At 32.1% G+C, this 23813-nt stretch carries 28 protein-coding genes and 1 pseudogene; 16 read left to right on the top strand and 13 right to left on the bottom strand.

Annotated features, from left to right (window positions below; translation table 11 throughout):
• Positions 1–26: 26 nt before the first annotated feature.
• The 5 genes from E0F76_RS08445 (at position 27) to E0F76_RS08425 (ending at position 5010) form a co-directional block, all read left to right on the top strand.
• Positions 27–686, top strand: coding sequence for a TetR family transcriptional regulator C-terminal domain-containing protein (locus E0F76_RS08445; protein ID WP_132004202.1), 660 nt, complete (start codon positions 27–29; stop codon positions 684–686).
• Complete coding sequence (locus E0F76_RS08440; protein WP_132004199.1) at positions 686–1993, top strand: ABC1 kinase family protein; 1308 nt, start codon at positions 686–688, stop codon at positions 1991–1993. The genes E0F76_RS08445 and E0F76_RS08440 overlap by 1 nt, the downstream gene beginning before the upstream one ends.
• 2 nt (positions 1994–1995) lie before the next feature.
• Complete coding sequence (locus E0F76_RS08435; protein WP_132004196.1) at positions 1996–2679, top strand: SDR family NAD(P)-dependent oxidoreductase; 684 nt, start codon at positions 1996–1998, stop codon at positions 2677–2679.
• 184 nt (positions 2680–2863) lie between these two features.
• Positions 2864–3478: a GTP cyclohydrolase I FolE gene (gene folE, locus E0F76_RS08430; protein WP_132004193.1), complete on the top strand. Its 615-nt coding sequence runs from the start codon at positions 2864–2866 to the stop codon at positions 3476–3478.
• Between the two features lie 113 nt (positions 3479–3591).
• Entirely contained in the window at positions 3592–5010 is a 1419-nt protein-coding gene (locus tag E0F76_RS08425) for an SDR family oxidoreductase (RefSeq protein WP_132004190.1), read from the top strand.
• A 50-nt stretch (positions 5011–5060) separates the two neighbouring features.
• Here the strand turns inward: E0F76_RS08425 and E0F76_RS08420 are convergent, their stop codons facing one another.
• The 12 genes and pseudogenes from E0F76_RS08420 to E0F76_RS08375 form a co-directional block, all read right to left on the bottom strand.
• Positions 5061–5522, bottom strand: coding sequence for a flavin reductase family protein (locus tag E0F76_RS08420; RefSeq protein ID WP_246022018.1), 462 nt, complete (start codon positions 5520–5522; stop codon positions 5061–5063).
• Positions 5489–5698 (bottom strand): hypothetical protein, encoded by a 210-nt coding sequence (locus E0F76_RS19625; RefSeq protein ID WP_246022017.1) that lies wholly within the window; start codon positions 5696–5698, stop codon positions 5489–5491. The genes E0F76_RS08420 and E0F76_RS19625 overlap by 34 nt, the downstream gene beginning before the upstream one ends.
• A 17-nt stretch (positions 5699–5715) precedes the next feature.
• A pseudogene (locus E0F76_RS19620) lies at positions 5716–5952 on the bottom strand (DUF2452 domain-containing protein); the annotation flags it as partial.
• Between the two features lie 27 nt (positions 5953–5979).
• The gene (locus tag E0F76_RS19615) at positions 5980–6192 is read right to left on the bottom strand and encodes a hypothetical protein (RefSeq protein WP_246022016.1); all 213 of its coding nucleotides are present in this window, start codon (positions 6190–6192) and stop codon (positions 5980–5982) included.
• Positions 6193–6427: 235 nt separating this feature from the next.
• Complete coding sequence (locus tag E0F76_RS08410; RefSeq protein ID WP_132004187.1) at positions 6428–7723, bottom strand: cryptochrome/photolyase family protein; 1296 nt, start codon at positions 7721–7723, stop codon at positions 6428–6430.
• Positions 7720–8184: an SRPBCC family protein gene (locus tag E0F76_RS08405; RefSeq protein WP_132004184.1), complete on the bottom strand. Its 465-nt coding sequence runs from the start codon at positions 8182–8184 to the stop codon at positions 7720–7722. Before E0F76_RS08405 ends, E0F76_RS08410 begins: the two co-directional genes overlap by 4 nt.
• 86 nt (positions 8185–8270) lie before the next feature.
• The gene (locus E0F76_RS08400; RefSeq protein ID WP_132004181.1) at positions 8271–8972 is read right to left on the bottom strand and encodes a lycopene cyclase domain-containing protein; all 702 of its coding nucleotides are present in this window, start codon (positions 8970–8972) and stop codon (positions 8271–8273) included.
• 262 nt (positions 8973–9234) lie between these two features.
• Positions 9235–9675, bottom strand: a complete 441-nt coding sequence (locus E0F76_RS08395) for a sterol desaturase family protein (RefSeq protein WP_132004178.1) — start codon at positions 9673–9675, stop codon at positions 9235–9237.
• Positions 9676–9713: 38 nt separating this feature from the next.
• Positions 9714–10553 (bottom strand): phytoene/squalene synthase family protein, encoded by an 840-nt coding sequence (locus E0F76_RS08390; protein ID WP_132004175.1) that lies wholly within the window; start codon positions 10551–10553, stop codon positions 9714–9716.
• Positions 10537–12024, bottom strand: a complete 1488-nt coding sequence (locus E0F76_RS08385) for a phytoene desaturase family protein (protein WP_132004172.1) — start codon at positions 12022–12024, stop codon at positions 10537–10539. The genes E0F76_RS08390 and E0F76_RS08385 overlap by 17 nt, the downstream gene beginning before the upstream one ends.
• A gap of 53 nt (positions 12025–12077) precedes the next feature.
• Entirely contained in the window at positions 12078–12974 is an 897-nt protein-coding gene (locus tag E0F76_RS08380; protein WP_132004169.1) for a MerR family transcriptional regulator, read from the bottom strand.
• A gap of 55 nt (positions 12975–13029) precedes the next feature.
• Positions 13030–13989 (bottom strand): ion channel, encoded by a 960-nt coding sequence (locus tag E0F76_RS08375; RefSeq protein ID WP_132004166.1) that lies wholly within the window; start codon positions 13987–13989, stop codon positions 13030–13032.
• 206 nt (positions 13990–14195) lie between these two features.
• On the opposite strand from E0F76_RS08375, the gene E0F76_RS08370 reads away from it, so the two are divergent.
• From E0F76_RS08370 to E0F76_RS08330, 10 genes are all read left to right on the top strand, one after another.
• Positions 14196–15536, top strand: coding sequence for a TIGR00341 family protein (locus E0F76_RS08370; protein ID WP_181954036.1), 1341 nt, complete (start codon positions 14196–14198; stop codon positions 15534–15536).
• Between the two features lie 96 nt (positions 15537–15632).
• The gene (locus E0F76_RS08365; protein ID WP_132004163.1) at positions 15633–16241 is read left to right on the top strand and encodes a YkgJ family cysteine cluster protein; all 609 of its coding nucleotides are present in this window, start codon (positions 15633–15635) and stop codon (positions 16239–16241) included.
• Positions 16242–16355: 114 nt separating this feature from the next.
• Positions 16356–17249: a dienelactone hydrolase family protein gene (locus E0F76_RS08360; protein ID WP_132004160.1), complete on the top strand. Its 894-nt coding sequence runs from the start codon at positions 16356–16358 to the stop codon at positions 17247–17249.
• Positions 17250–17279: 30 nt separating this feature from the next.
• The gene (locus E0F76_RS08355) at positions 17280–17963 is read left to right on the top strand and encodes a nitroreductase family protein (protein ID WP_132004157.1); all 684 of its coding nucleotides are present in this window, start codon (positions 17280–17282) and stop codon (positions 17961–17963) included.
• 144 nt (positions 17964–18107) lie between these two features.
• Positions 18108–18998, top strand: coding sequence for an AbiTii domain-containing protein (locus E0F76_RS08350; RefSeq protein WP_132004154.1), 891 nt, complete (start codon positions 18108–18110; stop codon positions 18996–18998).
• A 161-nt stretch (positions 18999–19159) separates the two neighbouring features.
• Positions 19160–20158 carry a hypothetical protein gene (locus E0F76_RS08345; protein WP_132004151.1) on the top strand — a complete coding sequence of 333 codons (999 nt, stop codon included), beginning with the start codon at positions 19160–19162 and terminating at the stop codon, positions 20156–20158.
• A 157-nt stretch (positions 20159–20315) separates the two neighbouring features.
• Complete coding sequence (locus E0F76_RS19285) at positions 20316–20486, top strand: hypothetical protein (protein WP_165932667.1); 171 nt, start codon at positions 20316–20318, stop codon at positions 20484–20486.
• Between the two features lie 36 nt (positions 20487–20522).
• Positions 20523–20846 (top strand): hypothetical protein, encoded by a 324-nt coding sequence (locus E0F76_RS08340; protein ID WP_132004148.1) that lies wholly within the window; start codon positions 20523–20525, stop codon positions 20844–20846.
• Between the two features lie 204 nt (positions 20847–21050).
• A complete protein-coding gene (locus tag E0F76_RS08335) occupies positions 21051–21410 on the top strand; it encodes a type II toxin-antitoxin system RelE/ParE family toxin (protein ID WP_132004145.1) in 360 nt (119 codons plus the stop codon).
• Positions 21403–21714 (top strand): helix-turn-helix domain-containing protein, encoded by a 312-nt coding sequence (locus E0F76_RS08330; protein WP_132004142.1) that lies wholly within the window; start codon positions 21403–21405, stop codon positions 21712–21714. Before E0F76_RS08335 ends, E0F76_RS08330 begins: the two co-directional genes overlap by 8 nt.
• 197 nt (positions 21715–21911) lie before the next feature.
• On the opposite strand, the gene E0F76_RS08325 is transcribed toward E0F76_RS08330, so the two are convergent.
• Positions 21912–22379 carry an Lrp/AsnC family transcriptional regulator gene (locus E0F76_RS08325; RefSeq protein WP_132004139.1) on the bottom strand — a complete coding sequence of 156 codons (468 nt, stop codon included), beginning with the start codon at positions 22377–22379 and terminating at the stop codon, positions 21912–21914.
• 173 nt (positions 22380–22552) lie between these two features.
• On the opposite strand from E0F76_RS08325, the gene E0F76_RS08320 reads away from it, so the two are divergent.
• A complete protein-coding gene (locus E0F76_RS08320; RefSeq protein WP_132004136.1) occupies positions 22553–23806 on the top strand; it encodes a Glu/Leu/Phe/Val dehydrogenase dimerization domain-containing protein in 1254 nt (417 codons plus the stop codon).
• Positions 23807–23813 lie beyond the last annotated feature (7 nt).

Below are 23813 nucleotides of genomic sequence, written 5' to 3'. Positions count from 1 at the left end.
TACTTTAATTCAAAATAATAAATAAAATGGCTACTAAAAAAGCAATCCTTACCAAAGATACAATAGTTTCAATGTATATGAATTATCGATTAGAAAACAACGAAAAACCGAAATCAGTTTATCAATTTGCAAAAACAAATGACTTTGATGAAACGGAATTTTACACCTTCTTCGGAAATTTAGAAAGTATCGAAAAAGAAATTTTTAAAATGTTCTTTGATAAAACAATTGAATTAATTCACAAAGACAGCAATTATGAAAATTACGATATGAAAAGTAAACTTTTGAGTTTCTACTTTACCTTTTTTGAGATGTTGTCAGCCAATAGAAGCTATGTAGTTTTGAGCCTAAAAGAACATCAAAACCAACTAAAAAACATCATGCTACTAAGTAGTTTTAGAAGTGGATTCAAAAGCTACATTGCTGAAATTTTCTCAGAAACTATTAAAACAGAAAATGAAAAATTGCAAAACATTCAAAAAAACACTATTCAGGAAACGGCATGGATTCAACTGTTACTGACATTAAAATTCTGGCTAGAGGATGCATCTGCTTCATTTGAAAAAACAGATATTTTTATTGAAAAATCAGTAAAACTCAGTTTCGAATTAATGAATACTGCCCCTTTAGATAGTTTAATCGATTTTGGAAAATTCCTTTTCAAAGAAAAAATAAAAAATACCTAATGAAAACAATAGACTATATACCTACATCAAAAATTGAAAGAGCAACCAAATTGGTTCAAACTGGCGCAAAAATTGGTGTTAATTATCTAAAACATTACGGAGAAAAAATGGTGAATCCAGATTTGAGCCGTGACAAACTCAACGAAAACAATGCCGAAGACATTTATGACGGCCTAAAAAGCCTGAAAGGAAGTGCCTTAAAAGTTGCCCAAATGTTGAGTATGGACAAGAGTTTTTTGCCTCAAGCCTATGTAGAAAAATTTTCACTTTCTCAATTCTCAGTTCCCCCACTTTCAGCTCCTTTGGTACTAAAAACATTCAAGACCAACTTTGGTAAAACACCTTTTGAACTTTTTGACACTTTTGATACCAATGCTTCAAATGCAGCTAGCATCGGACAAGTTCACCAAGCCATAAAAGACAATAAAAAACTAGCAGTCAAAATTCAGTATCCTGGAGTTGCTAATAGTATTTCGTCAGACTTAGCCTTAGTAAAACCTATTGCAATCAGAATGTTTAACCTACAAGGCAAGGACTCCGATAAGTATTTCAAAGAAGTAGAAGACAAATTAATCGAAGAAACAAATTACTTATTAGAACTCAAACAAAGCCAAGAAGTTGCAAAAGCCTGCAAAAAAATAAAGCATTTGGTGTTCCCAAACTATTATCCAGCCTATTCTTCTGATAAAATTATCACAATGGATTGGATGAGTGGCATTCATTTATCCGAATTCACTAAGCAGAATACAAACCAAAAAACAGGCGATCTAGTAGGACAAGCTCTTTGGGATTTTTATATGTACCAAATTCATGTCCTAAAAAAAGTACATGCCGATCCGCATCCGGGCAATTTCTTGGTCAATGAAAACAAACAGTTAGTAGCACTTGACTTTGGTTGTATGAAACAAATTCCAATGGAATTTTACACTCCTTATTTCGAATTAATCAACAAAGAAGTCATTGATAATAAAACTATTTTTAAAGAAAAATTATTCGAATTAGAAATTCTAAGAATCGATGACACAAAGAATGAAATAGAATATTTTACAAAAATGTTTTATGATTTATTATCTCTTTTCACGAAACCTTTTCAAACAAAAACCTTCGATTTTGCAAATGCAGCCTTTTTCGAAAGTATAGCCCAGTTAGGTGAACGCTTTTCTAAAGACACCAACCTCAAAAAAATGAATGGGAATCGAGGTTCCAAACATTTCATTTATATGAATAGAACCTTTTTTGGTTTATACAATTTAATGTTCGATTTGAAAGCTAAAATTGTAGTGAATGAATATCAGCAATACAAATAAACATGAAAAACATAGTAATCATTGGCGGAAGCAAAGGAATTGGAAATGCTATTTTATTGCAGCAAGTAGAAACAAACTATGTGTACAATATTAGTAGAAACGCTCCAGCTATCGCACACAAAAACCTAAAACATTTTTCTATTGATATTTTAAAAGACGAATTACCTGAGATTGAAAATGTCGACGTGCTAATTTATTGCCCTGGTTCCATCAATCTAAAACCGATTGGGAGTTTGAGTATTGATGATTTCCGAAATGATTTCGAAATTAATGTCATTGGAGCGATAAAAGCCATTCAGAAATATTTGCCAGCCCTAAAAAAAGGTACCAATCCTTCCATCATATTATTTAGTACTGTTGCTGCTAAGTTGGGAATGCCGTTTCACTCTAGTATAGCCACTGCAAAAGCTGGAGTTGAAGGCTTAGTAAAATCGCTTGGCGCAGAACTGGCCTCAGTCGTACGTGTGAATGCCATTGCTCCTACCATCACTGAAACTGCACTTGCTGCCGGAATTTTACGCAATGATCGAATGAAAGAAAATATGGCCGAACGCCATCCCATGAAAAGTTATTTAAAACCAGAAGAGGTTGCACAAATGGCAAATTACCTGATTTCTGATCACGCAAAGTCGATTTCAGGGCAAGTATTCGAAATGGATTATGGAATAGTGAGTTTTAAAATCTAAAAAAATAATATGGGCGTGACCCTTCAGATGGCTTTGTCCTGCGTCCTCGCCACTTTGGGTCGGGCTATCCGTTCCCGCTTTTTTGGGAGCGACAAAAAAAATGCCGCTCCCAAAAAGAGCTCCACTTTTATCCCTCACGCGAGCAACAAACCATTAAAAAAAAAAACAAAAATAAAACCATACAATGATAACAAATACAATAAAAAACTACAATAAAACCGAAGAATATCATCGTGAAATCACTGAAATATTATCCGACAATTACCGCAATATAATTGCCAATTTAGGTGAAGATATTTATCGAGAAGGACTAGAAAAAACACCCGAAAGAGTGGCAAAAGCCATGCAATTCCTCACACACGGATATGGTCTGGATCCCTTAGAGATATTAAAATCGGCACTTTTTACAGAAAATCACAAACAAATGATAGTTGTAAAAGACATCGAAGTTTATTCAATGTGCGAACACCACATGTTACCCTTTTTCGGAAAAGCACACGTAGCTTACATCCCAAACGGAAAAATCGTAGGTTTAAGTAAAATCCCCCGAATTGTAGATGCCTTTGCACGAAGAATGCAGGTACAAGAACGACTTACCGACCAAATAAAAGATTGTATCCAAGAAGCATTAAACCCATTAGGTGTAGCCGTTGTGATAGAAGCACAACACATGTGCATGCAAATGCGAGGCATCCAAAAACAAAATTCTTCAACAACAACATCATCATTTACAGGTGCTTTCGAAAAAGATAAAACCCGAAAAGAATTTATCAGCTTAATTTCCAATAAATTAAGTTAAAAATAAAACATTTATGTTTTTTTCAAACCATTACGTAATATAAGTAAAACTAAACTTAATTTTTCTTATATTACGTAATGGTTTGAAATCTCAATTATAAATCAATATACTTAATGAAAATTCTCTTAACAGGCGCAACAGGTTATATCGGAAAACGACTCTTGCCTATTTTAATAGAGCAAGGTCATGAAGTGGTTTGTTGCGTGAGAGATAAAAATAGGTTTTATTATCCTAAAGAATTGCCTTCTAAAATCGAAGTAATAGAGGTCGACTTTCTAAAAGCAGAATCATTAACCGCTATTCCATCTGATATAAATGCTGCCTATTACTTAATTCATTCTATGTCAGGTTCAGAAACTAATTACGATGAGTTGGAAAAAAAATCTGCTGAAAATTTTGTCAATAGCATCAACCAAACAAAATTGATTCAAGTAATTTATTTGAGCGGAATTGTTAATGACAAATCCCTTTCTAAACATTTATCTTCTAGAAAAAAAGTAGAAGAAGTTTTAAACACTGGGACGTTTGCATTGACGACCTTAAGAGCAGGAATTATTGTAGGTTCTGGCAGTGCTTCATTCGAAATCATCAGGGATCTCATTAATAAACTTCCAGTGATGATTACTCCCAAATGGCTAAACACAAAATGCCAACCCATTGCCATTAAAGATGTCCTCGAATTTTTATCAAAATCACTATTAAACTCCATTACTTACGGTAAGAGTTTTGATATAGGAGGGCCAGATATTCTCACTTACAAAGAAATGCTTTTAGGCTTTGCAAAAGCAAAAAAACTAAAAAGATGGATTATTACTGTCCCAGTAATGACTCCTAAATTATCGTCGTATTGGTTGTATTTCGTGACTTCCACTTCCTATAAATTAGCCTCAGCCCTAGTAAGTAGTATGAAAGTGGAAGTAGTTTGCAGAAACAATGAAATCAACGAATTATTAGGAGTAAAACCCATTACATACGAACAGGCTTTATCAAGAGCTTTGATAAAAGTTGATGAAGACAATGTGACATCAAGTTGGAAAGATTCCTTAGTTAGCGGACGTTTTAACAGCAATATTTCAGAACATTTAAAAGTCCCAAAAAAAGGTTGTTTTATTGATCGACGAAAAAAAGAAATTATCAATAAAGATTTTACCATCGATAGAATCTGGTCTATTGGAGGACAAACGGGTTGGTATTATGGTGATTGGCTCTGGAGTTTTCGTGGATTTATTGACAAACTATTTGGTGGTGTAGGTTCCAGAAGAGGACGTACCCACAAACATGAAATTCATTCTGGTGATGTACTAGACTTTTGGCGCGTTTTGTATGCCAATAAGGAAGAAGGAAAATTAGTATTATATGCAGAAATGAAATTACCAGGTGAAGCATGGCTCGAATTCAAAATAATTAATAATACACTTTACCAATCGGCAACATTCAAGCCAAAAGGGATTTGGGGAAATCTCTATTGGTATTCTGTATTGCCTTTGCATGGTTTTATTTTCAATGGTATGCTGAATAAACTGATTCAGTAATTATAAATCACTTTTGAACTAAACACTATTTATAGTAATGTAATTCCATTTTATGCAATTGAGGTAAGTTCTCTATTGGGTTTTGCATAACTCAAACGATCTAATTTTATAGTTTTATGATAACTATCTAAACCAGAACAAGTAATGGTTTGTGCTTTTTCGATATTCAAAAATCCATCTTCTCCTATACAATTATCGGGAAAATAAACACTTTTTACTTCTCCAATAATTAGGGCAGTATTGTTAATTATAATATCAATTTTTTCTTTGAATTCTAATGCTAGTTGAACGTAACTTTCTTTTACAAATGGTGCAAAAAAATCATTTTTATATTCAGAATTTAAACCCGTTTGATCAAATTCTGACATTTTTCTTTCGTAGCGAGCAGAAGTTTGATGAGCTTGCTTATAGATTGTTTCATTGATGTGATTTACGGTATAAAATCCAGTTTGCAAAATATTTCCTAATGTATGGCGCTCTACAACTCCCGGTCGAAAAATGATTCCAAACAAAGTGGATGACTTCCAATATGAATTAGAGAAGAAATAATTGACAAATTTGTTTGATTAAATTTGTTTTTTGTTCCAATAAGGCAAACGCTTTTGAAAACACCCAAGCTATTTATAAAATGAACACGCTCCAGCGATTCGATTGCCATAATAGCTTCAAAAGAAATATGTTTTTGCATCAAGTATAGATTTAAATTTAGTAGAAAATAGGGTTTTTTTGACATACTAAAATCCACTTTTTTTCACGATTCAGTTTAAAAGCGCCGACATGTTCTTTGAACCATTCTTGTGGAGAAATTAATGACAAAAAATGGATTCCATCATCACCTTGATATAAATGATTAGTTTCGCCAACAACAGGTTCAAATAAAAACCTAGCATTATATAGTACATCATTCCATTCGAATTCTTCGATTAACTTTTGGTATTGTAATTTAAGTTCGTTGAACTTATTTTCAAATTATTTATTAACACTATGAATACCTCTGCTTTTCAAAGAAACCACATCATCAATTTTAAGTACAGGTGCTCCAACATTTGTTGCATAAGGCAGCCTACTTGCGTTGTATCCGTTTTCTTTAGAGAACACAATATTATCGGGTTTTTCTTTTTCCATTACTTTTTGAATTATTTGAATAGGTAATTTCAATTTGTAAATTATTGTGGCATCCATTTTTGCCTTTTCACGGATTTATTTTCAATGGAATGCTGAATAAATTAATTAAATGATTTTCCAAATACAAATGTTTCTTTCCGTCTCCTCTATTGATCCCACATTTCACGGGGATTGTATCGAGAAGTTTCAATACAAAAGTTCTCGATACTTTTTTTTCAAACCCTTAAGTCAGTTGTGGTTAGTTAAGACATAAAACTTAATTTTTCTTAACTTTCTTAATGGTTTAAACTAATCATTTCAAAATTCCTGCTTTATACGTTGCAATCGCTCTATCTCTTGCAAAAGCATGTTCCACCATGGGCTCACCGTAACCTAAATCGAACTCTGGAATCCATTTTCGAATATAAATTCCTTTTTCGTCGAATTTCTTGAGTTGAATTTCAGGATTAAAAACTCGGAAATAAGGCGCCGCATCACAACCTGTTCCAGCAGCCCACTGCCAGTTTCCAACATTGGCAGACAATTCGTAATCCAATAATTTTTCGGCAAAATAAGCTTCACCCCATTGCCAATTAATCAATAAATGTTTGCATAAAAAACTGGCTACGACCATGCGAACACGATTGTGCATATAACCCGTTTCGTTCAATTGTCGCATTCCGGCATCAACCATGGGATAACCTGTAGTTCCGGTACACCAACGTTTAAAATCATCTTCGTTATTACGCCACTGAATCCCATCATAAGCCGACTTGAAATTATGGCTTACTACTTTTGGAAAATAGAAAAGAATTTGCATAAAAAATTCTCTCCAAATTAACTCACTTAAAAAAACTTGATTTTTATTCGCTGCCCAATTTACTAATTTCCGAATGCTTACCGTTCCAAAACGCAAATGGGGTGACAAGTAGGATGTGGTATCCATAGCGGGAAAATCTCTGGTTTCTTGATAATTGGAAATTTGAGTTAGATTGTGGGGTTTGACTTTTATAGTATTTTCTTCAAAACCGATTTGTTCTAAAGTTGGAAATATATAATCACTTTTGTAAAAATTAGAAAGCAATACTTCACAATTGTATTCCTTTACAGGTTTGTTTAAAGTGTATTTTTCAAGCCATTTATTTTTATAGGGAGTATAGACCGTATACGGCAATCCATCTGCTTTTGTAATTTCTAATTCTTCAAATATGACTTGATCTTTATAGGGAAAAGAAGCAATGTTTTTTGATGCTAAAAATTCAGCAACTGCTAAATCACGGCTAATAGCATAAGGTTCATAATCTTTGTTATAGAAAACGGCTTTGATAGTGTATTCCTCAATAAGTTGTTTCCATATTTCCTGGGTCTTCCCTTTTTTGATGAGAAGAGAAGATCCAAACGTATTCAAATTTATATTTATATTCGAAAGACATTCATGAATAAAACCAACTCTTGCATCATTTTTTGGTAAACTATCCAGAATATCTTCATCAAAAATAAACAAGGGAATCACTGGGTATTTTGATTCCAAAGCAAAATAAAGGCCGGCGTTATCTTCTAAACGTAAATCTCGCCGAAACCAAAATAATGATACTTCTTGCCTGCTCATATTTTAGCATTGAAAATTTCATCCACTTTTTTGACTCTATATTCAAAAATGGTATTCAATTTATTTTTCACAACAAGTGCATTCATCATTCGCCCAAGAAACCCAAGCGGCAAAGCATAATGAACAACATCGGTCATTTTTACTCCATTTCCATCCGCTTCAAAAAAATGTTTGTGGTGCCAAAACGAATAGGGTCCAAAACGTTGTTCGTCGATGAAATAACTATTGTCTTTCACAAAAGTAATTTCAGTGGTCCAACTCAATTTCAAACCTGCAAGCGGAGAAACAGTGTATTGAATAATTTGTCCAGGATACATCGATTTCCCATCAAAATCAGTGATATTAAAGCCCATTGTTTCCGGAGTAATTTTTTGCAAATTTCTAGGGCTAGAGAAAAATGCCCAGCATTCTTCGATACTTGCATTGACATGTTGTACCGTTTCTTTTTTATATACTTTCATTAATGTACTGTATTATTATTGTTGTAAAATCGTTCTAGAGTTGCATTTTGTGTTTTTCTAATAGCGACCATTTAATATTAAAACAATCAAAAAAACCGGTCTAATCCATTAGTGATTTTCTCGATTTTTGTAATCAAAACCAAACTCATTAATAACATGGTAAAAGCATATCCCACATCTTCAATCGGGATAGTACCCAACCGAATACCTAAATTTTCAGCATTATTGTAAATCACAACGGGTTCATCAATAAAACTTCCAGTCAATATTCCGTTTACAATAGCAAATGGAACTAAGATGATCAAAAAGCTAATAAAAAAGGTATTTAGCACCTTTGTAACTTTAAAAAAAGTATAAGTCAAAACTAGTAAGAATACGCTATAATTGATTGAAGTATATAATTTATCATAATTAAGCATCGTAGTTGGCAAAAGGATTATCAATAGAATCCAATATATTTTTTTTACAGTTTTGTCAGTCAAAGTAACTTTTGGATAGAAATATTGAAAGGCAAAATGTATAAAAATACTGGCATACGGAATACAAATAAAAAATAGCCATTCTTCAATAGGCAAACCAAAAAACTCCAATCCAGAATGGTATCGCGGATTAAAACTCCAAACCCCAATTTTTGTGAAAATAATATCCCAAGCTATAAAAAAAACAGCCGTCATTGCAATTGAAGTAAAAACAGCTTTCCATCGTTTAATATACTTCATTCTACTTTCGAAACTATACAGAAACGGAATGATAAAGGAGGTTATATTTAAAATTAGGTATAATGACATATTTTTTTGAATGTTCGATATGAAAACTGTGTTTTTTTTAAACAATTAAGTCAATTAAGGTTAGTTAAGAAATAAAACTAAACTTAATTTTTCTTGACTTTCTTAATAGTTTAAAGCCATACACAATATTGTAATTTTTTTAATACAATTAAGTTAGGCAAGGTTCGGTAAGAAATAAAACTAACTTAATTTTTCTTACATTTCTTAATGGTTTAAAAAAAAGTATTAATTGTTGTTATCACTTACTAATCCGAAGTAAATCTTAAATTTTAAAATATTTAAAAGGTACGAATAACATTCCAAAACATTCCCCATCTTCTTTACCTAAATGTTTGTGATGCATTTTATGAGCTTTTCGCAAACCAATTAAATACTTATTTTTTGTGTTTTTAAACCATTTAAATCGTTGATGAATGATAATATCATGAACAAAAAAATAAGCCAAACCATAAGCAAGAATTCCTAAACCGATATAGAATTTATAATCAAAACCAGCCTCGGAGCCAAAATAAAAAAGCAAAATACTAGGGGTGGCAAAAATGACAAAAAAGACATCATTCCTTTCAAAAACAGCAGCATACTTGGGTTGATGATGGTCTAAATGAAAATACCACATCAAACCATGCATCAGGTATTTATGAGTACACCATGTGACACATTCCATGATTAAAAATGTAACTATAAAAATTAAAAAAAACATCATAATATCTTAAATTTATTAACTTATAAATAGCCTTACAATTACAGCATATTCAGTTTGTAAGTTACAAAAGAATTGGCAAACAATCTCGCTTTGGCATAATTCGAAACCCGAATTCTCTCGGTGCCAATTTTATGACAGGGTGTTTTTTCGAGCTTTTTTAATAACTTTTTATAATAGACATAAGCCGTATATACTCCGAATTTTGCTTCTAAAGGCAACTTTTTAATTCCTTGCAATGCGACTTTAAAATCCTCTTCTATTTCTTTGATAATTCTGTTTTTAGCATTTTCATCAAAAGAGTTCAAATTGACTCCTGGAAAATAATTACGGTTTAGCATTAAATTATCATCTTTTAAATCACGCAAGAAATTCACTTTCTGAAAAGCAGACCCCAAACGCATGGCTTCGGGTTTTAACTCATCATATTTTTTACCATTGCCTTTTACAAAAACTTTCAAACACATCAAACCAACCACATCCGCCGAACCATAAATATAATCATTATAGTCCTTTACATGATTGTAATCCGTTTTTACCAAATCCATTTTCATGCTTTTTAAAAACGACTGAACTAAATCATCTTCGATTTTATTTTTTTTTACAGTATGCTGAAAAGAATTCAAAATTGGATTCAAACTAATTCCCAATTTTTGAGCTTTATAATATTCATTTTCAAAATCCGTAATCAAACTTTCTTTATCATATCCATGAAAAGAATCGACAATTTCATCTGCAAAACGCACAAAACCATAAATATTATAAATGTCTTCCCGAATACTAGGTGCAAGCATTTTAACAGCCCAAGAAAAAGATGTACTATAACTCTTTGTCACCAACTCGCTGCATTTAAAAGACACATCATCAAATAGTTGTTTCATAGTTTTCGTTTTTAAGTTGTTTTAGGATTAAGTCAGATACAATTTTTCCTGAAATTATTGAGGGCGGAACACCGGGACCTGGTACCGTTAATTGACCTGTGAAATATAAATGTTGCACTTTTTTACTGATAATTTTGGGTCTTAAAAAAGCGGTTTGAGTCAAAATATTAGCTAATCCATAGGCGTTCCCTTTGTATGAATTGTAATCATTGACAAAATCATTAACACAATAACTTTCTTTAAAAATAATATTCTCAGCCACTTTTTGATTGGTCAATTTTTCAAATCTTGCAATAATGTTTTCAAAATAAGTTGCCCTGATTTCTGGAGTATCTTCAATTCCTGGCGCAATAGGAATCAGAAAAATTCCTGCTTCTTTGCCATCTGGAGCCACAGTTGAATCTGTCTTACTTGGAAAACTGGCATAAAAAAGTGGTTTTTCAGGCCATTTAGGATTGTCATAAATGTCCTTTGCGTGGACATCAAAGTCCGTATCAAAGAATAATGTATGATGGGAGACATTCTCTATTTTTTTGTCGAAAGCAACATAAAATAATAATGACGAAGGTGCGAAAGTTTTTGAATCCCAATACTTCTCAGAATAGCCTCTGTATTTTTCGTCTAATAAAGTTTCTGTGTGATGGTAATCGGCACCACTCAATACAAAATCCGATAAAATTAGTTTCCCGTTTGAAATAACGTTTTTTACAATTCCATTCGCGACATTGATTTTCTCGACATTTTGATTGGTTTCAATCTTCACGCCCAATTCGATTGCCAATGTTACCATCGCTTTAACGACCTCATACATTCCTCCTTTGGGATGCCAAGTACCTAAACCAAAATCGGCATAATTCATAAAACTATAAAACGAAGGTGTATTGGATGGTTTTGCACCAAGAAACAAAACCGGAAATTCCATTATTTGCTGCAAGCGATTGTTTTTTATTTTTTTTCGGACACTTGTTCGAATTGTAGAAAAAAATTGATTGGCTTTTTTAATCGTTACGGGCGTTATCAATTCAGTAATTGAGATGCCAGGACGATACACCAAATCCTTAATAGCAACGTCATAATTGTGTTTGGCATTATCTAGAAATGACTCTAAATGCTGGGCACTACCTTTTTCTTCTTTTTCAAAAATAGACACAATTTCGGGCAAATTATCTGGAATTTTAATGGAATCTAACTCATTATAATACACTTCATAGGCTGGGTTAAGCTTATCTAAATGATAATAATCAGAAGGTTTCTTGCCAAAATCGGCGAAGAATTTTTCGAAAACATCAGGCATCCAATACCAAGTTGGACCAATATCAAAAGTAAAACCTTCTTTAATAAATTGTCTGGCACGACCTCCTACAGTTTTATGTTTTTCGAGTATCGTCACGTCAAAACCACTATTCGCTAAATAGCACGAGGCTGACAAAGCAGAAAATCCAGACCCGATAATTGTAATTGTTTTTTTCATTTGTTTAGCAAATATACAATAAGTTTAAACAAAAAATAGTTTTTAACAGCAAATTATAATTCACAAACCAAATCTGAGATAGAACTAAAAACAGAAATATTACTAGAAAGGTTTTCAGTATCAATAAATTCAGTCATTTTACCAATAAACCAAATTTTAGCATTTCCTACTATAATACTATCGGAAACATCTTTAATATAATCCTCAATTTCATCTTTTGTTGGCTTTACAGTCAAGTACGATATATATACAATATTATCGAAGTGTTTTTTCATATCCATTAAACTCTCCAGAGGAACACTTTCGCCTAAATATACTGATTTATACCCATGTAACAAAATTTCATAGTTCAAATACATCAAACCTAGCTCATGTATTTCATTTTCTGGTAAGTATAAAACAAAAACTTTATCAGTTTTTGTTAGTTCCAACATTTGTACTTTCTCAGTATTAATTAGTAATTTTTGTTTAATTAAAAAAGAAATAAAATGTTCTTGAGCAGGGCTAATAGTGCTTGACTGCCACAACAAACCTATTTCGTTCATAAGTGGAATAAATACTTCATAAAAAACTTCTCGAAATGTTTTTTCTGAAAGTAAACTATTATAAGTAGTAACAAATAAATTTTGATCAAAATTCACCATCGCCAACTTAAAAGTATTCAATGCGTGATTATTAGCGTTTTTTTCGGAAACAATTTCGCGAACAATTAGAGAGATTTTATCTACAGGAAATTCAGCTATTCTAGATATCTTATACCCATAGTTATTTAACAAAACAACATTTAAAAGCTTTTGTAAATTAATTGAATCATAGGTTCTGATATTGGTTTCCGTTCGTAAAGGTTCTAAAATATTGTATCTTTTTTCCCAAATCCGAATCGTATGTGCTTTTATACCAGAAAGATTTTCTAAATCTTTTATACTAAAGACAGTTTTAATATTGTTCATTGTTTTTTAATATTTAATGAACAAATATAATAAATATTTTTTGAAACTGTAAATTTTATAATTGAACCAATTCAAAATCGTTTAATTTATCCAGATGTAAAATCGTTATAGTATTGGTATCGTTTCTTGAATACATTGGATTAAATTTGGCTCCGTAAACTACCTCTTCAAAAGTATACGAAGTTCGAATAGCAACTATATTACTAAACATATCATCAAAAGTTTTGATATAAACTAAAATCTCACCGTTTAGTGTCTCAAAATCATCTTTTGTAAATTGATATAATGGACTACTTTCATTTATAGGATGTACCAAGGTCCAGCTTAAGGTAAGTGCATTAATTTTCTCCATCTCAAGGTCTAATGAATAAAATTTATTACTCATTTTTCCGTTTTCTTCAACACTCATTCCTAAAGTTATTTTAGCTTCAGCATCCGTAAGATTGGTGTTTTTAAAAGGAGTAAGACGAATCATCAAAGCAGTACTATCACCATAAGGAGCGATTAGTGCGTTATGAGAAAACTTTAAAAAAGCAACTGGTTTGCTGAAACGTCCGAAGAACAAACCAGTAGCAATAGCAAAACTCAACAAACCAATTAAGGCTTCTAAGGTAGAAACAGCACTTGCCATAAAACCTGAAGGACTAATATGTCCATACCCTACAGTGGTAAATGTCTGCGCACTAAAAAAATAAGTTTGACCAAATTGTACCCATTCAGAACCTGATGAGTCTATACCATGCAAGTTTTCAATCCCAATAGAAAAATAAATAAAGGCAAAAACAAAATTGATACTTATATAAAAAGACAAAATAATCAATAAAAATTTCCAAGCATCCATATCAATAAGGGTATGAAACCAACTGGTTCGCATCCAGATATGCATGCCCCGTTTTTCAACATTGGCAGTGCCATTTTTATTAACAAAACGACCACCATAATTACTTGTATTTGATCCAAAACCGGAACTTAAATAAGACTTCGCCTTTTCATTTATCCTTTTTAATAATGCCATTTGGTACGTTTTAATTTGAAAGTAAAATTAACTAAAAAACAAGCTTTAGATTGGATCTCAATAAAAAAACAGCAAAATCTATACTAATTTTAATGTATATTTATAAATCAATATAGATAAGGACTAATTAATACCAATAATTTGTTTTCCTTTATCTATTTTTAAATTTTCAGAACTAATAATTACAATACTTTAAAACAGAATTAATGATAAACAAGGTAACTTCATTTATAGACCTTCATCAAGGAGAAGAAAACAAGAAAAAGGTATTGGAAAACGTAAAATCCAATATTTCTTTCAGAGGTTCTAATTTATGGATTTTGGCTTGTGCTATTGTCATTGCTTCTGTTGGATTAAATATGAATTCAACTGCCGTAATTATAGGCGCGATGCTTATTTCACCTTTAATGGGACCAATCGTTGGTGCTGGTTTTGGTTTAGGAATTTTTGACTTTGAACTTCTTAAAAAAGCGCTTAAAAACTTAGCCATAGCAACAATTGTTGGCTTGGTAGTTTCTGGTATATATTTTTACATCAGTCCTTTTAAGGATACTCAATCTGAATTATTATCAAGAACTTCCCCTAATATTTACGATATATTAATTGCTTTTTTTGGTGGTTTAGTAGGCGTTGTTGCCATTACCAGAGTCGAAAAAGGAAATCCAATTCCTGGAGTTGCAATTGCTACCGCCTTGATGCCTCCATTATGTACTGCGGGTTATGGCCTTGCAATAGGTAATTTTAGATTTTTTCTTGGTGCTATGTTTCTATACACTATAAATTGTGTTTTCATATGTATTGCTACCTTTTTCATTGTCAAATATTTAAAATACCCTTCAAAAAAACAGGTGGATGAAAAAAGTGAAAAACAAGTAAAATATGCGATAACAGTACTAACTTTGGCATTAATGCTGCCTAGCATTTATTTTGCTTATCAACTAATTAATCAAAAAAAATACATTCAAAATGTGGATTTTTTCATAAATAATGAATTTACAAGCAAAGGTTACGCACTTCTTTACAACAAAACAACATTAAACACCAATCCCAAAAAAATAGACCTTGCTTTTTTAAGTAAAAAATTCACACCAGAGGAAATAAAGCAACTCAATAAAAAATTAAATGTTTACAATATTCCAAACACCCAATTAATAATTAAACAAGACACCACTGACATTAAGAAATTCATTTTAAATGAAATCAATTTCGGAAAAACCGGAATCAATAAAAAAGACCTTCAGATTGCCAATTTAGAAAATCAAATCAAATTGGATCACTATGATAATAATTCGATATTATCCGAAGTACGAATATTGTTTCCAGAAGTTGAAGACATTTCTATTTCTAACCATACTTATTACAACAATACCGATAGTTCAAAAGTAGTTCCAGTGCTTGTTTATCGTAGCAAAGAGATACTACAGAAAACTTCAAAACAAAAAATGATTTTATGGCTAGAACAAAAACTATCAAAGAAAAACATTGAGATATACAAACAAGAAGAAATAAAAAACAAAGCTGTTTTAAATCCAAAAAAACGCAAATAAAATCAATTTAAATGCCAATTCCATTTAAAATAAAAACATCTTGTAAAGACAATTTAGCTTTAGTATTTTATAATAGACTACCTTTCACAAAAAATAATGGCAATAGAGCACAAGGTTCGGCAGGTTGAAGAATTATTTGACCGTCTTGATTTTGAAATTTCAAATTTCAAATCCGAAACCAAATTACATTGCCTAACTGGTTGTGGCAAATGCTGTTCGAATCCTGAAATCGACGCATCTCCTTTAGAATTTTTACCTTGGGCATTGCATTTATTTTTGAATGGCAAAGCCGAAGAAACTTTGTTAGAATTAAACAATACTTCTATTACTACCTGCCATATTTACCGACCTCTAGCCCTTTTAGAAGAGTACAACGGAAGCTGTAGCAACTATCGTTACCGCGGATTAATATGCCGCCTTTTTGGCTATGCCGCCAATAGAGATAAATACGGAAAACTACGATTGGCCACCTGCAAAATCATAAAAGAGGACCAATCAGAAAACTTCAATAATACCGAAGAAGCCATCAGCAAAGGCCTTTATGTTCCTATTTTTACGGATTATTATATGCAACTCACTCAAATCGATTATCACTTGGCATCTATTATACTCCCAATAAACCAGGCCCTAAAAATGGCAATTGAAGAAGTATTGCAATACTATGCTTACAGACCGTTTCCAGATGGAATGGCAAATATCGCTTAATCAAATTGAACTAAAAAAAAGGCTTTTTGTTGAGGATTTATACACATCAGACTAATTTCAAGCTGTAAAACAAGTATAATATTTCTTATATTGGTATCTTCAAAAAATACCATTATGAAAGAAATCACAAAAGAAGATATTCCACAAGCGCTTTTTGATCTTTACGACGACTACGCCCATAATAAAATTGAAAGAAGGCAATTCATAGAAAAACTATCCTTTTTTGCAGTAGGAAGTCTTACACTTCCTGCACTTCTGAGTTTTATGACTCCAAATTATGAGGACTCCATTTTAATAAAACCAGACGATCCAAGGCTGCAATCGGAATTCACAATTTTTGAATCTCCTGAAGGTGGCGGAGCGATTAAAGCACTATTGTCTCAACCCATAGCAACCAATGAAAAGTTACCTGGAATTATTGTGGTTCATGAAAATCGAGGACTTAATCCTTATATTGAAGATGTAGGACGAAGAGCCGCTATCGAAGGATTTATCACTTTGGCTCCAGATGCTTTATCGCCATTGGGTGGTTATCCCGGAAATGATGATGACGGAAGAGAAATGCAAAAAAAGCGCACCCGTGAAGAAATGCTCGAAGATTTTATTGCCGCCTACGAATTCCTAAAAAAACACAAAGATTGTAACGGAAATGTTGGGGTAGTCGGATTTTGTTTTGGAGGTTGGATTGCCAATATGATGGCTGTTAAAATTCCAACTTTAGCTGCTGCAGTTCCTTACTATGGTGGACAGCCCACTACTGAAGATGCCGAAAAAGTACGCACACCTTTACTATTACAATATGCCAGTTTAGATACTAGAGTAAACGAAGGTTGGCCCGCTTATGAAAGCATTCTAAAAAAGAACAAAGTCGAGCATACTGCTTATTTTTATGAAGGCGTCAATCATGGTTTTCACAACAATACCACACCCAGATATGATGAAAAAGCTGCTACTTTATCTTGGATACGTACAATAGCTTTTTTTAAAGAAAAATTAAATAAGATATAAAATATTCCTATTGTTACTTACAACTACACTATGTCTGAAAAAAAATTGATTGAAGAGTACCCTTATATATCGTATCAAAAACCGATAATTTCTGAAGAAGAAATGCTGGATCGAGCTGCTACTTTCTACAATAAAATGGATGAAAGACGTTCGGTTCGTGAGTTCTCAGACCAACCCATTCCATTAGAAGTAATAGAAAACTTGATAAAAACCGCTTCAACCGCTCCATCTGTAGCACACAAACAACCCTGGACCTTTTGCATTGTTGAAAACCCAGAAATCAAAAAACAAATCCGCATTGCCGCTGAAGCCGAAGAGCTAGAAGGTTATGAATCTCGAATGTCGAGTGAATGGCTGGTAGATTTAAAACCTCTCGGGACTGGTTGGCACAAGCCCTTTCTTGAAACCGCTCCCTACCTCATCATCATCTTTAAACACAGCTACGAATTGGGTTCAAACGGCCAAAAGAAAAACAATTATTATGTTCAGGAAAGTGTGGGGATTGCTACAGGATTTTTACTCGCGGCCATTCATAATGCAGGTCTTGTCGCTTTGACTCATACACCAAATCCTATGGGCTTTTTGAGTAAAATTCTGAATCGTCCCGAAAACGAAAAACCTTTTTTATTGATCCCTGTCGGTTATCCCGCTTCTGAATGTTGGGTTCCCGATATTAAGCGAAAAGAGTTGGATGAAATTGCTGTTTTTTATTAAATTTTTACGATTAATCAAAGTAGAAATTTGATTATATTTGTTAGATAAACGCTACGCAATAGCGGTAATCTACCTCATTTTGGGTAGATATGCGAATGTTTATTGCGTATATAAATGAGTTGTAAGTAAGCTTAAAAAAAACGAATGATACACGAATTAATAACCGACATAGCATACGACCGAATCACCGTTGCTCAAGGTTTAACCAGAGCAAAATTGATAGCAAATCAAATTAAAAATGACACTTTTAAAAATTGGCTATCGAAAGAATTGAATGGATATAATATCGATGATGAAATTTTACCTGAATACAGAAAAGTTTGGTCAGAAATAGAACTAACAGCTGAATTCCCGTACGCACAAATAAGAACATTTCCTGTTGTCCTTCCAGATGAGGCAGATGAAAGCATGAAAGATTCAATTTACCATCATAGATTTATTGAACCAATTTATATCGTAGAACAGAATATAGCGGAAATGGAAGGAAGTTCAGGTTCGATAAGTTTACCAGGCGGAATGGTAAGGATCCTTGCCGAATTTTATGGTTCAATTAAAAAACAACATGGGCAAATTAGAAGCGCACATAGGACTGTTGGAAAGTCACATCTTCAAAACATTGTTCAAATAACAAAACAAAAACTATTGGACACTTTACAAGAACTTGAAAACCAATTTCCTCAAATAGACAAAAACTATGTTTTGAACGAAGATAATAAAGAAAAAGCTCAAAATATTATCACCAATAACATCTATGGCAACAATAATCCATTAAATGTAGCTGCAGGAGAAAATATTAAACAAGGTGATATTAATGTAACTATTAACGAAGAGCAAAAAAACAAGTTAAGGGAATTAGGGGTTGAAGAGGATTCATTAAAAGAATTAGAAATAATTGATATTGAAAATCCAAAGGGAACACCTAATAGAAAAGAAAAAATAATGAGTTGGCTCGGTAAAATTACAGTCTCCCTAGCCTCAAGAGGTATTTACGACACTATCCCTAAATTGATTGAATTTATTGGAACTCTAACATAGAAAAGCCTACTTACAACAGCCATTTTGAACTAGCTGGAATTTAGTGGAATTATCGTTTCGCATCAAGTTTTCGTTAAGCCGAAAACTGAAAGGTTACGAACTTCCAGCCATCTCAAAGTGGCATAACGTTAGGTGACATACGACAAAAACCGAAGAAAATAATGACAAAAGAATATGAAAATGAAATTAAAACTGTTTTAGATGAAACAGACTTTAAAAGTGAAGAAATTTTCGATTTTACTGATTCTCCATATGCAGAAGAATTGTCAAAAGTCTTTGATTTTTATAAAACTACCTTAACAAATAATAGTTCAAGATTTAATTTAAAGAAGAGTTATATTTTCTATTTGAATAATAGAAGTGTAAATGCCAAAGCTGGTACTACAGACAAATATAATTTAATTTGTATTAACGCTGGATTAATGATTTTCCTTATCCAAAACATTTTTGAAAAAAATGAAATTCACGAATTACTTCATTCAGACTACAACAAAATTTATAATTTTCTAGACAATCCAATTCATATTTTAATGTATCAAGTTGCACTTCATTTTACATTTTATCACGAATTAGGTCATTTAGTTCAAAACTCTGAAAGTTTAAAATCATTTATATTTGAAAGACCAACTGAAGTTCAAGAATACGATTTAAAAAAGCATAAACTAGAATTTGATGCTGACACTTTTAGCGCAACTTTTATTTCTGCACATATACATCAATATGCTTTTAAAATTTTTGGAGAAGAATTGACATCTTATCAAGTTGAATCAGTAATCGAAGTTTTCAGCAGTAGCATATTATTATATTTTCTATCGTTTGAAGCATATAAAGATGAAATATATTATGAAGAAAGTACACATCCTCATCCCATCATTAGAATTTTAAATGTAATTCTAACAATATCTAATTATTGTAAAAATAGTCCAAGACTTAAAGAAAAAGGAATTGAAATAAACCATAATAAAATTTATGATTTAACAATTCGAAATGCAATAAAAATAGAAAGTCAGATTATAAATTCTACAAAAGCAAAAAATTTTAATAAAATGTTGGTTGACAATAAAGTAGGGATTTTAACCCATTACAAAAAAATAATTGATTATAAACCAGATGATTTTGTATCTGCACTTGATAGGTGGAACGAAACAATAAACAAATAGTACGTCGCCTAACACACGTCTTGCGCCATTTGCGAATTACCGTTTTTATTCGTAAGTCGCAAACGGCGCAAGGTGCGAGAACGTTGGCAGACAGTTTGGACGAACTGGAAAAATAGAAATATATCGAAAATCAAAAAAATAACAAAACAATTTTATTATGAAAAATTATTTAAGTGACCCAAATGATGAATTAGACAAAGAAAACAATCAACACTACGGAGAAGACAGTATGTACAACGGAAGTGATGATGAAGAAAGTGGAGACTTTAACGAAAGTTATAATGAAGGATTTTACGGGGATTTTGATGACAATAATAATGACGATTAGAAATTAATGATTTAAACAATCAAACTAAACTTAAAAATGACAGAAAAAAAATTTGACTTGACTACAAAAGAAGGTTTTAAAAAAGCAATCGATTTTGTTAAAAGCGATGATTTATTACTATTGGTAAATCCAATAAGTTGGTTGATTATGAAAACATTTTCACCAGAAAAAACAACAGAGAAACAACTTGAAGCTATTAAAGAAATAATCAAAGAAGGGAAAAACCAGAACGTCAAAAAAATGAAAATTAAAGTTAGTCATAATTCTGGAATTGATATTGCATCGAGTTTGAAAGAACTACCTATTAAGGTTAAATTTGGAAACGAAGCTTGTTCAGAAATTGAAATTGAATATATCTAAAAATAGAAAACCGATCTGCCAACAGCTGTTTTGATATAGCTGGATTTTAGTGGAATTATCGTTTCGCATCAAGTTTTCGTTAAGCCGAAAATTGAGCGGTTACGAAATCCCCACCATCTCAAAGCGCCAGAACGTTATATGCGATTTTGGAAACCCGAAATACATAAATAACACTACTTCAATAGTTGTACTTTAGAACAACTTATTTATCTTTACACAAGTGACAATAAGCAGAAGCTACGAACAATTATATTTTACAAAGATTACTTTGAAGAATTCTTTGTAAAGCAACGTGAAAAAGTCAAGGCAAAAATTATCTGGACATTAGAATTAATTGAAGAATTAGAAAGGATTCCAGAAACATATTTGAAACATCTTGAAAATACAGATGGATTATATGAAATCAGAGTTCAACAAGGAAGTGATATTTTTAGAATCTTCTGTTTTTTTGATCAAGGTCAATTAATAATTCTGACAAATGGATTTCAAAAGAAAACACTGAAAACACCAAAGAAGGAAATTGAAAAGGCTTTAAAAATTAAAAACGAATATGAAAATGAATAATAATAATAATAATAACAATATTAAAACACTTAGTCAATTTAAAGATAAGCAATACGGAAAAGTTGGAACATCAAAACGTGACGACCTTGATGCTGGTTATGAAAACTTTAAAATTGGAGCAATGATTCATGATGCGAGACTTGAAAAAGGTTTGACGCAGGAACAACTTGCGGAAAAAACTGGAACAACAAAATCGTATATTTCAAAAATTGAGAATAATGTAAAAGAAGCCAGATTCTCTACTTTACAAAAAATAGTTGAACTTGGTTTAGGCGGACATCTGGAATTGTCAATTAAGTTTTAAATAAGAAAAACCGCTTAAAATCAAGTAGACGGCTCCACTATAAACTAATGGAATGCGCCTCTCACCCCACTCCCGCAATTTGATAGTCTTTTTGATTTAGTACTTTCAAAATTATGATTGCTTCTAAAATAAGACTTTGCTAATTGACCAAACACCAAAGGTCCTAGATTTTTACTTTGATAAAAAACAATCGAACACTATTTTAATTTAACTTTAGTCGAGTTTTTCGCTTCAGAAAGGGCAATATGACTTTGTACATTTCCAAGATTTGCAAGCAACGACAGTTTTGTTAAAATGAAAGTCTCGTAACTTTCGATATCCTCTACCAAAACTTTTATTAGAAAGTCAAAATTCCCAGTAATTCGATAACATTCTATAACCTCGGGGAATTCCTTTACTTCTTTTACAAACTTTTCCAGATAACTCCTGTTGTGTTCTTTCAACGTTAAATTGATAAATATTACTTGTTTCAAACCCAATTTACGTTCGTTTAGTAAAGCTACATATTTTTTTATGTAGCCGTTTTTCTCTAATTTCTTTATTCTTTCAAAAATAGGAGTTGCTGTAAGCTTTAAAATTTCCGACATACTTTTTATAGTAATGCGTCCATCTTCTTGTAATAAACCAAGAATTTGAAGATCTATTGTATCTAATTGTGGATTCATTTTAAGTGAGAATAAAAGTTGTGTTAAATTTATGAAACATTTTTAGATTAATATTCTACTAAAACAAATTATTTAGGAATAAAACACCAATATTAAACATTTTTATCAGCATTATGTTCTTACTACTTCTTTGTTGAATTAATTTTGTTAGTAACAAAACTAAATACAAAGAGATGTCGAATCTAATTGAAATTTTCGAACGTAGTGCGCCAGAAATTGTTTTTGAATGGACTGACAAAGAGACAGAAGCCAAAGGATGGGTTGTTATCAATTCATTGCGAGGTGGTGCCGCCGGTGGTGGTACTAGAATGCGAAAAGGATTGAACCGAGACGAAGTACAATCCTTGGCAAAAACCATGGAGATAAAATTTACGGTGTCTGGTCCTCAAATTGGGGGCGCCAAATCAGGTATTAATTTTGATCCAGAAGACCCAAGAAAACAAGGGGTTTTAGAAAGATGGTATAAAGCCATACTTCCATTGTTAAAAAGTTATTATGGAACCGGAGGTGATTTAAATGTAGATGAATTGCATGAAGTAATCCCTATTACAAAAAGTTTTGGATTAGCACATCCACAAGAAGGTGTTGTCAATGGTTATTTTAATATTGAAAGAGGTGAAAACCAACAGAAAATAGAACGATTGCAATATGGAGTATCTAAAATTGTCACAGACAATAAATACATTCCATCGGGCATAGTTCATTATAAAGTAGCCGATTTAATTACCGGATATGGTGTAGCTGAAGCTATCAAGCATTATTATACTATTTGGGGCGGCACTATTAAAGGAAAAAGAGCCATTATTCAAGGTTGGGGAAATGTAGGTGCTGCGGCAGGTTTTTATTTATCCAAGTATGGAGTTTCAATTGTTGGAATCCTTAATCGCAATGGCGGTTTTGTAAAAACGGAAGGATATAATCTGGAAGAAATACAACAATTGTTATTTAAAAAAGCTAACTTAGAGTCAGAATTGTGCTTTCTTCCTTATGAAGAAGTAATGCAAAAAATATGGTCAGTTGGAGCCGAAATTTTCATCCCTGCAGCTGGATCAAGAATGGTTGAAAAATCGCAGTTGGATACTTTGATTCAAAACGGTTTAGAAGTTGTTAGTTGTGGCGCTAATGTACCTTTTAATGACAAAGAAATATTTATGGGACCTATTTTATCCGAAATAGATAGTAAAGTTTCCATTATTCCTGACTTCATTGCCAATTGCGGGATGGCCCGAGTTTTCTCCTATTTGATGGAAAATGAGGGAGAAATAACTGATGAAATACTATTTGAAGACACCTCTTCAATTATTAAACAAGCACTATTAAAAACCTTTGAACTAAGCCAAAATGGTCTTCATCTAACGGAAAATTCACTCCATTTAGCCATACAGAAATTACAAAATAAAGATGAAAAGCTAATTCCAATATTTTAATTTAAAT

The organism is Flavobacterium cellulosilyticum (assembly GCF_004349355.1).
Taxonomy (GTDB): Bacteria; Bacteroidota; Bacteroidia; order Flavobacteriales; family Flavobacteriaceae; genus Flavobacterium; species Flavobacterium cellulosilyticum.
This window is presented reverse-complemented; position numbering and strand designations above follow the sequence as displayed.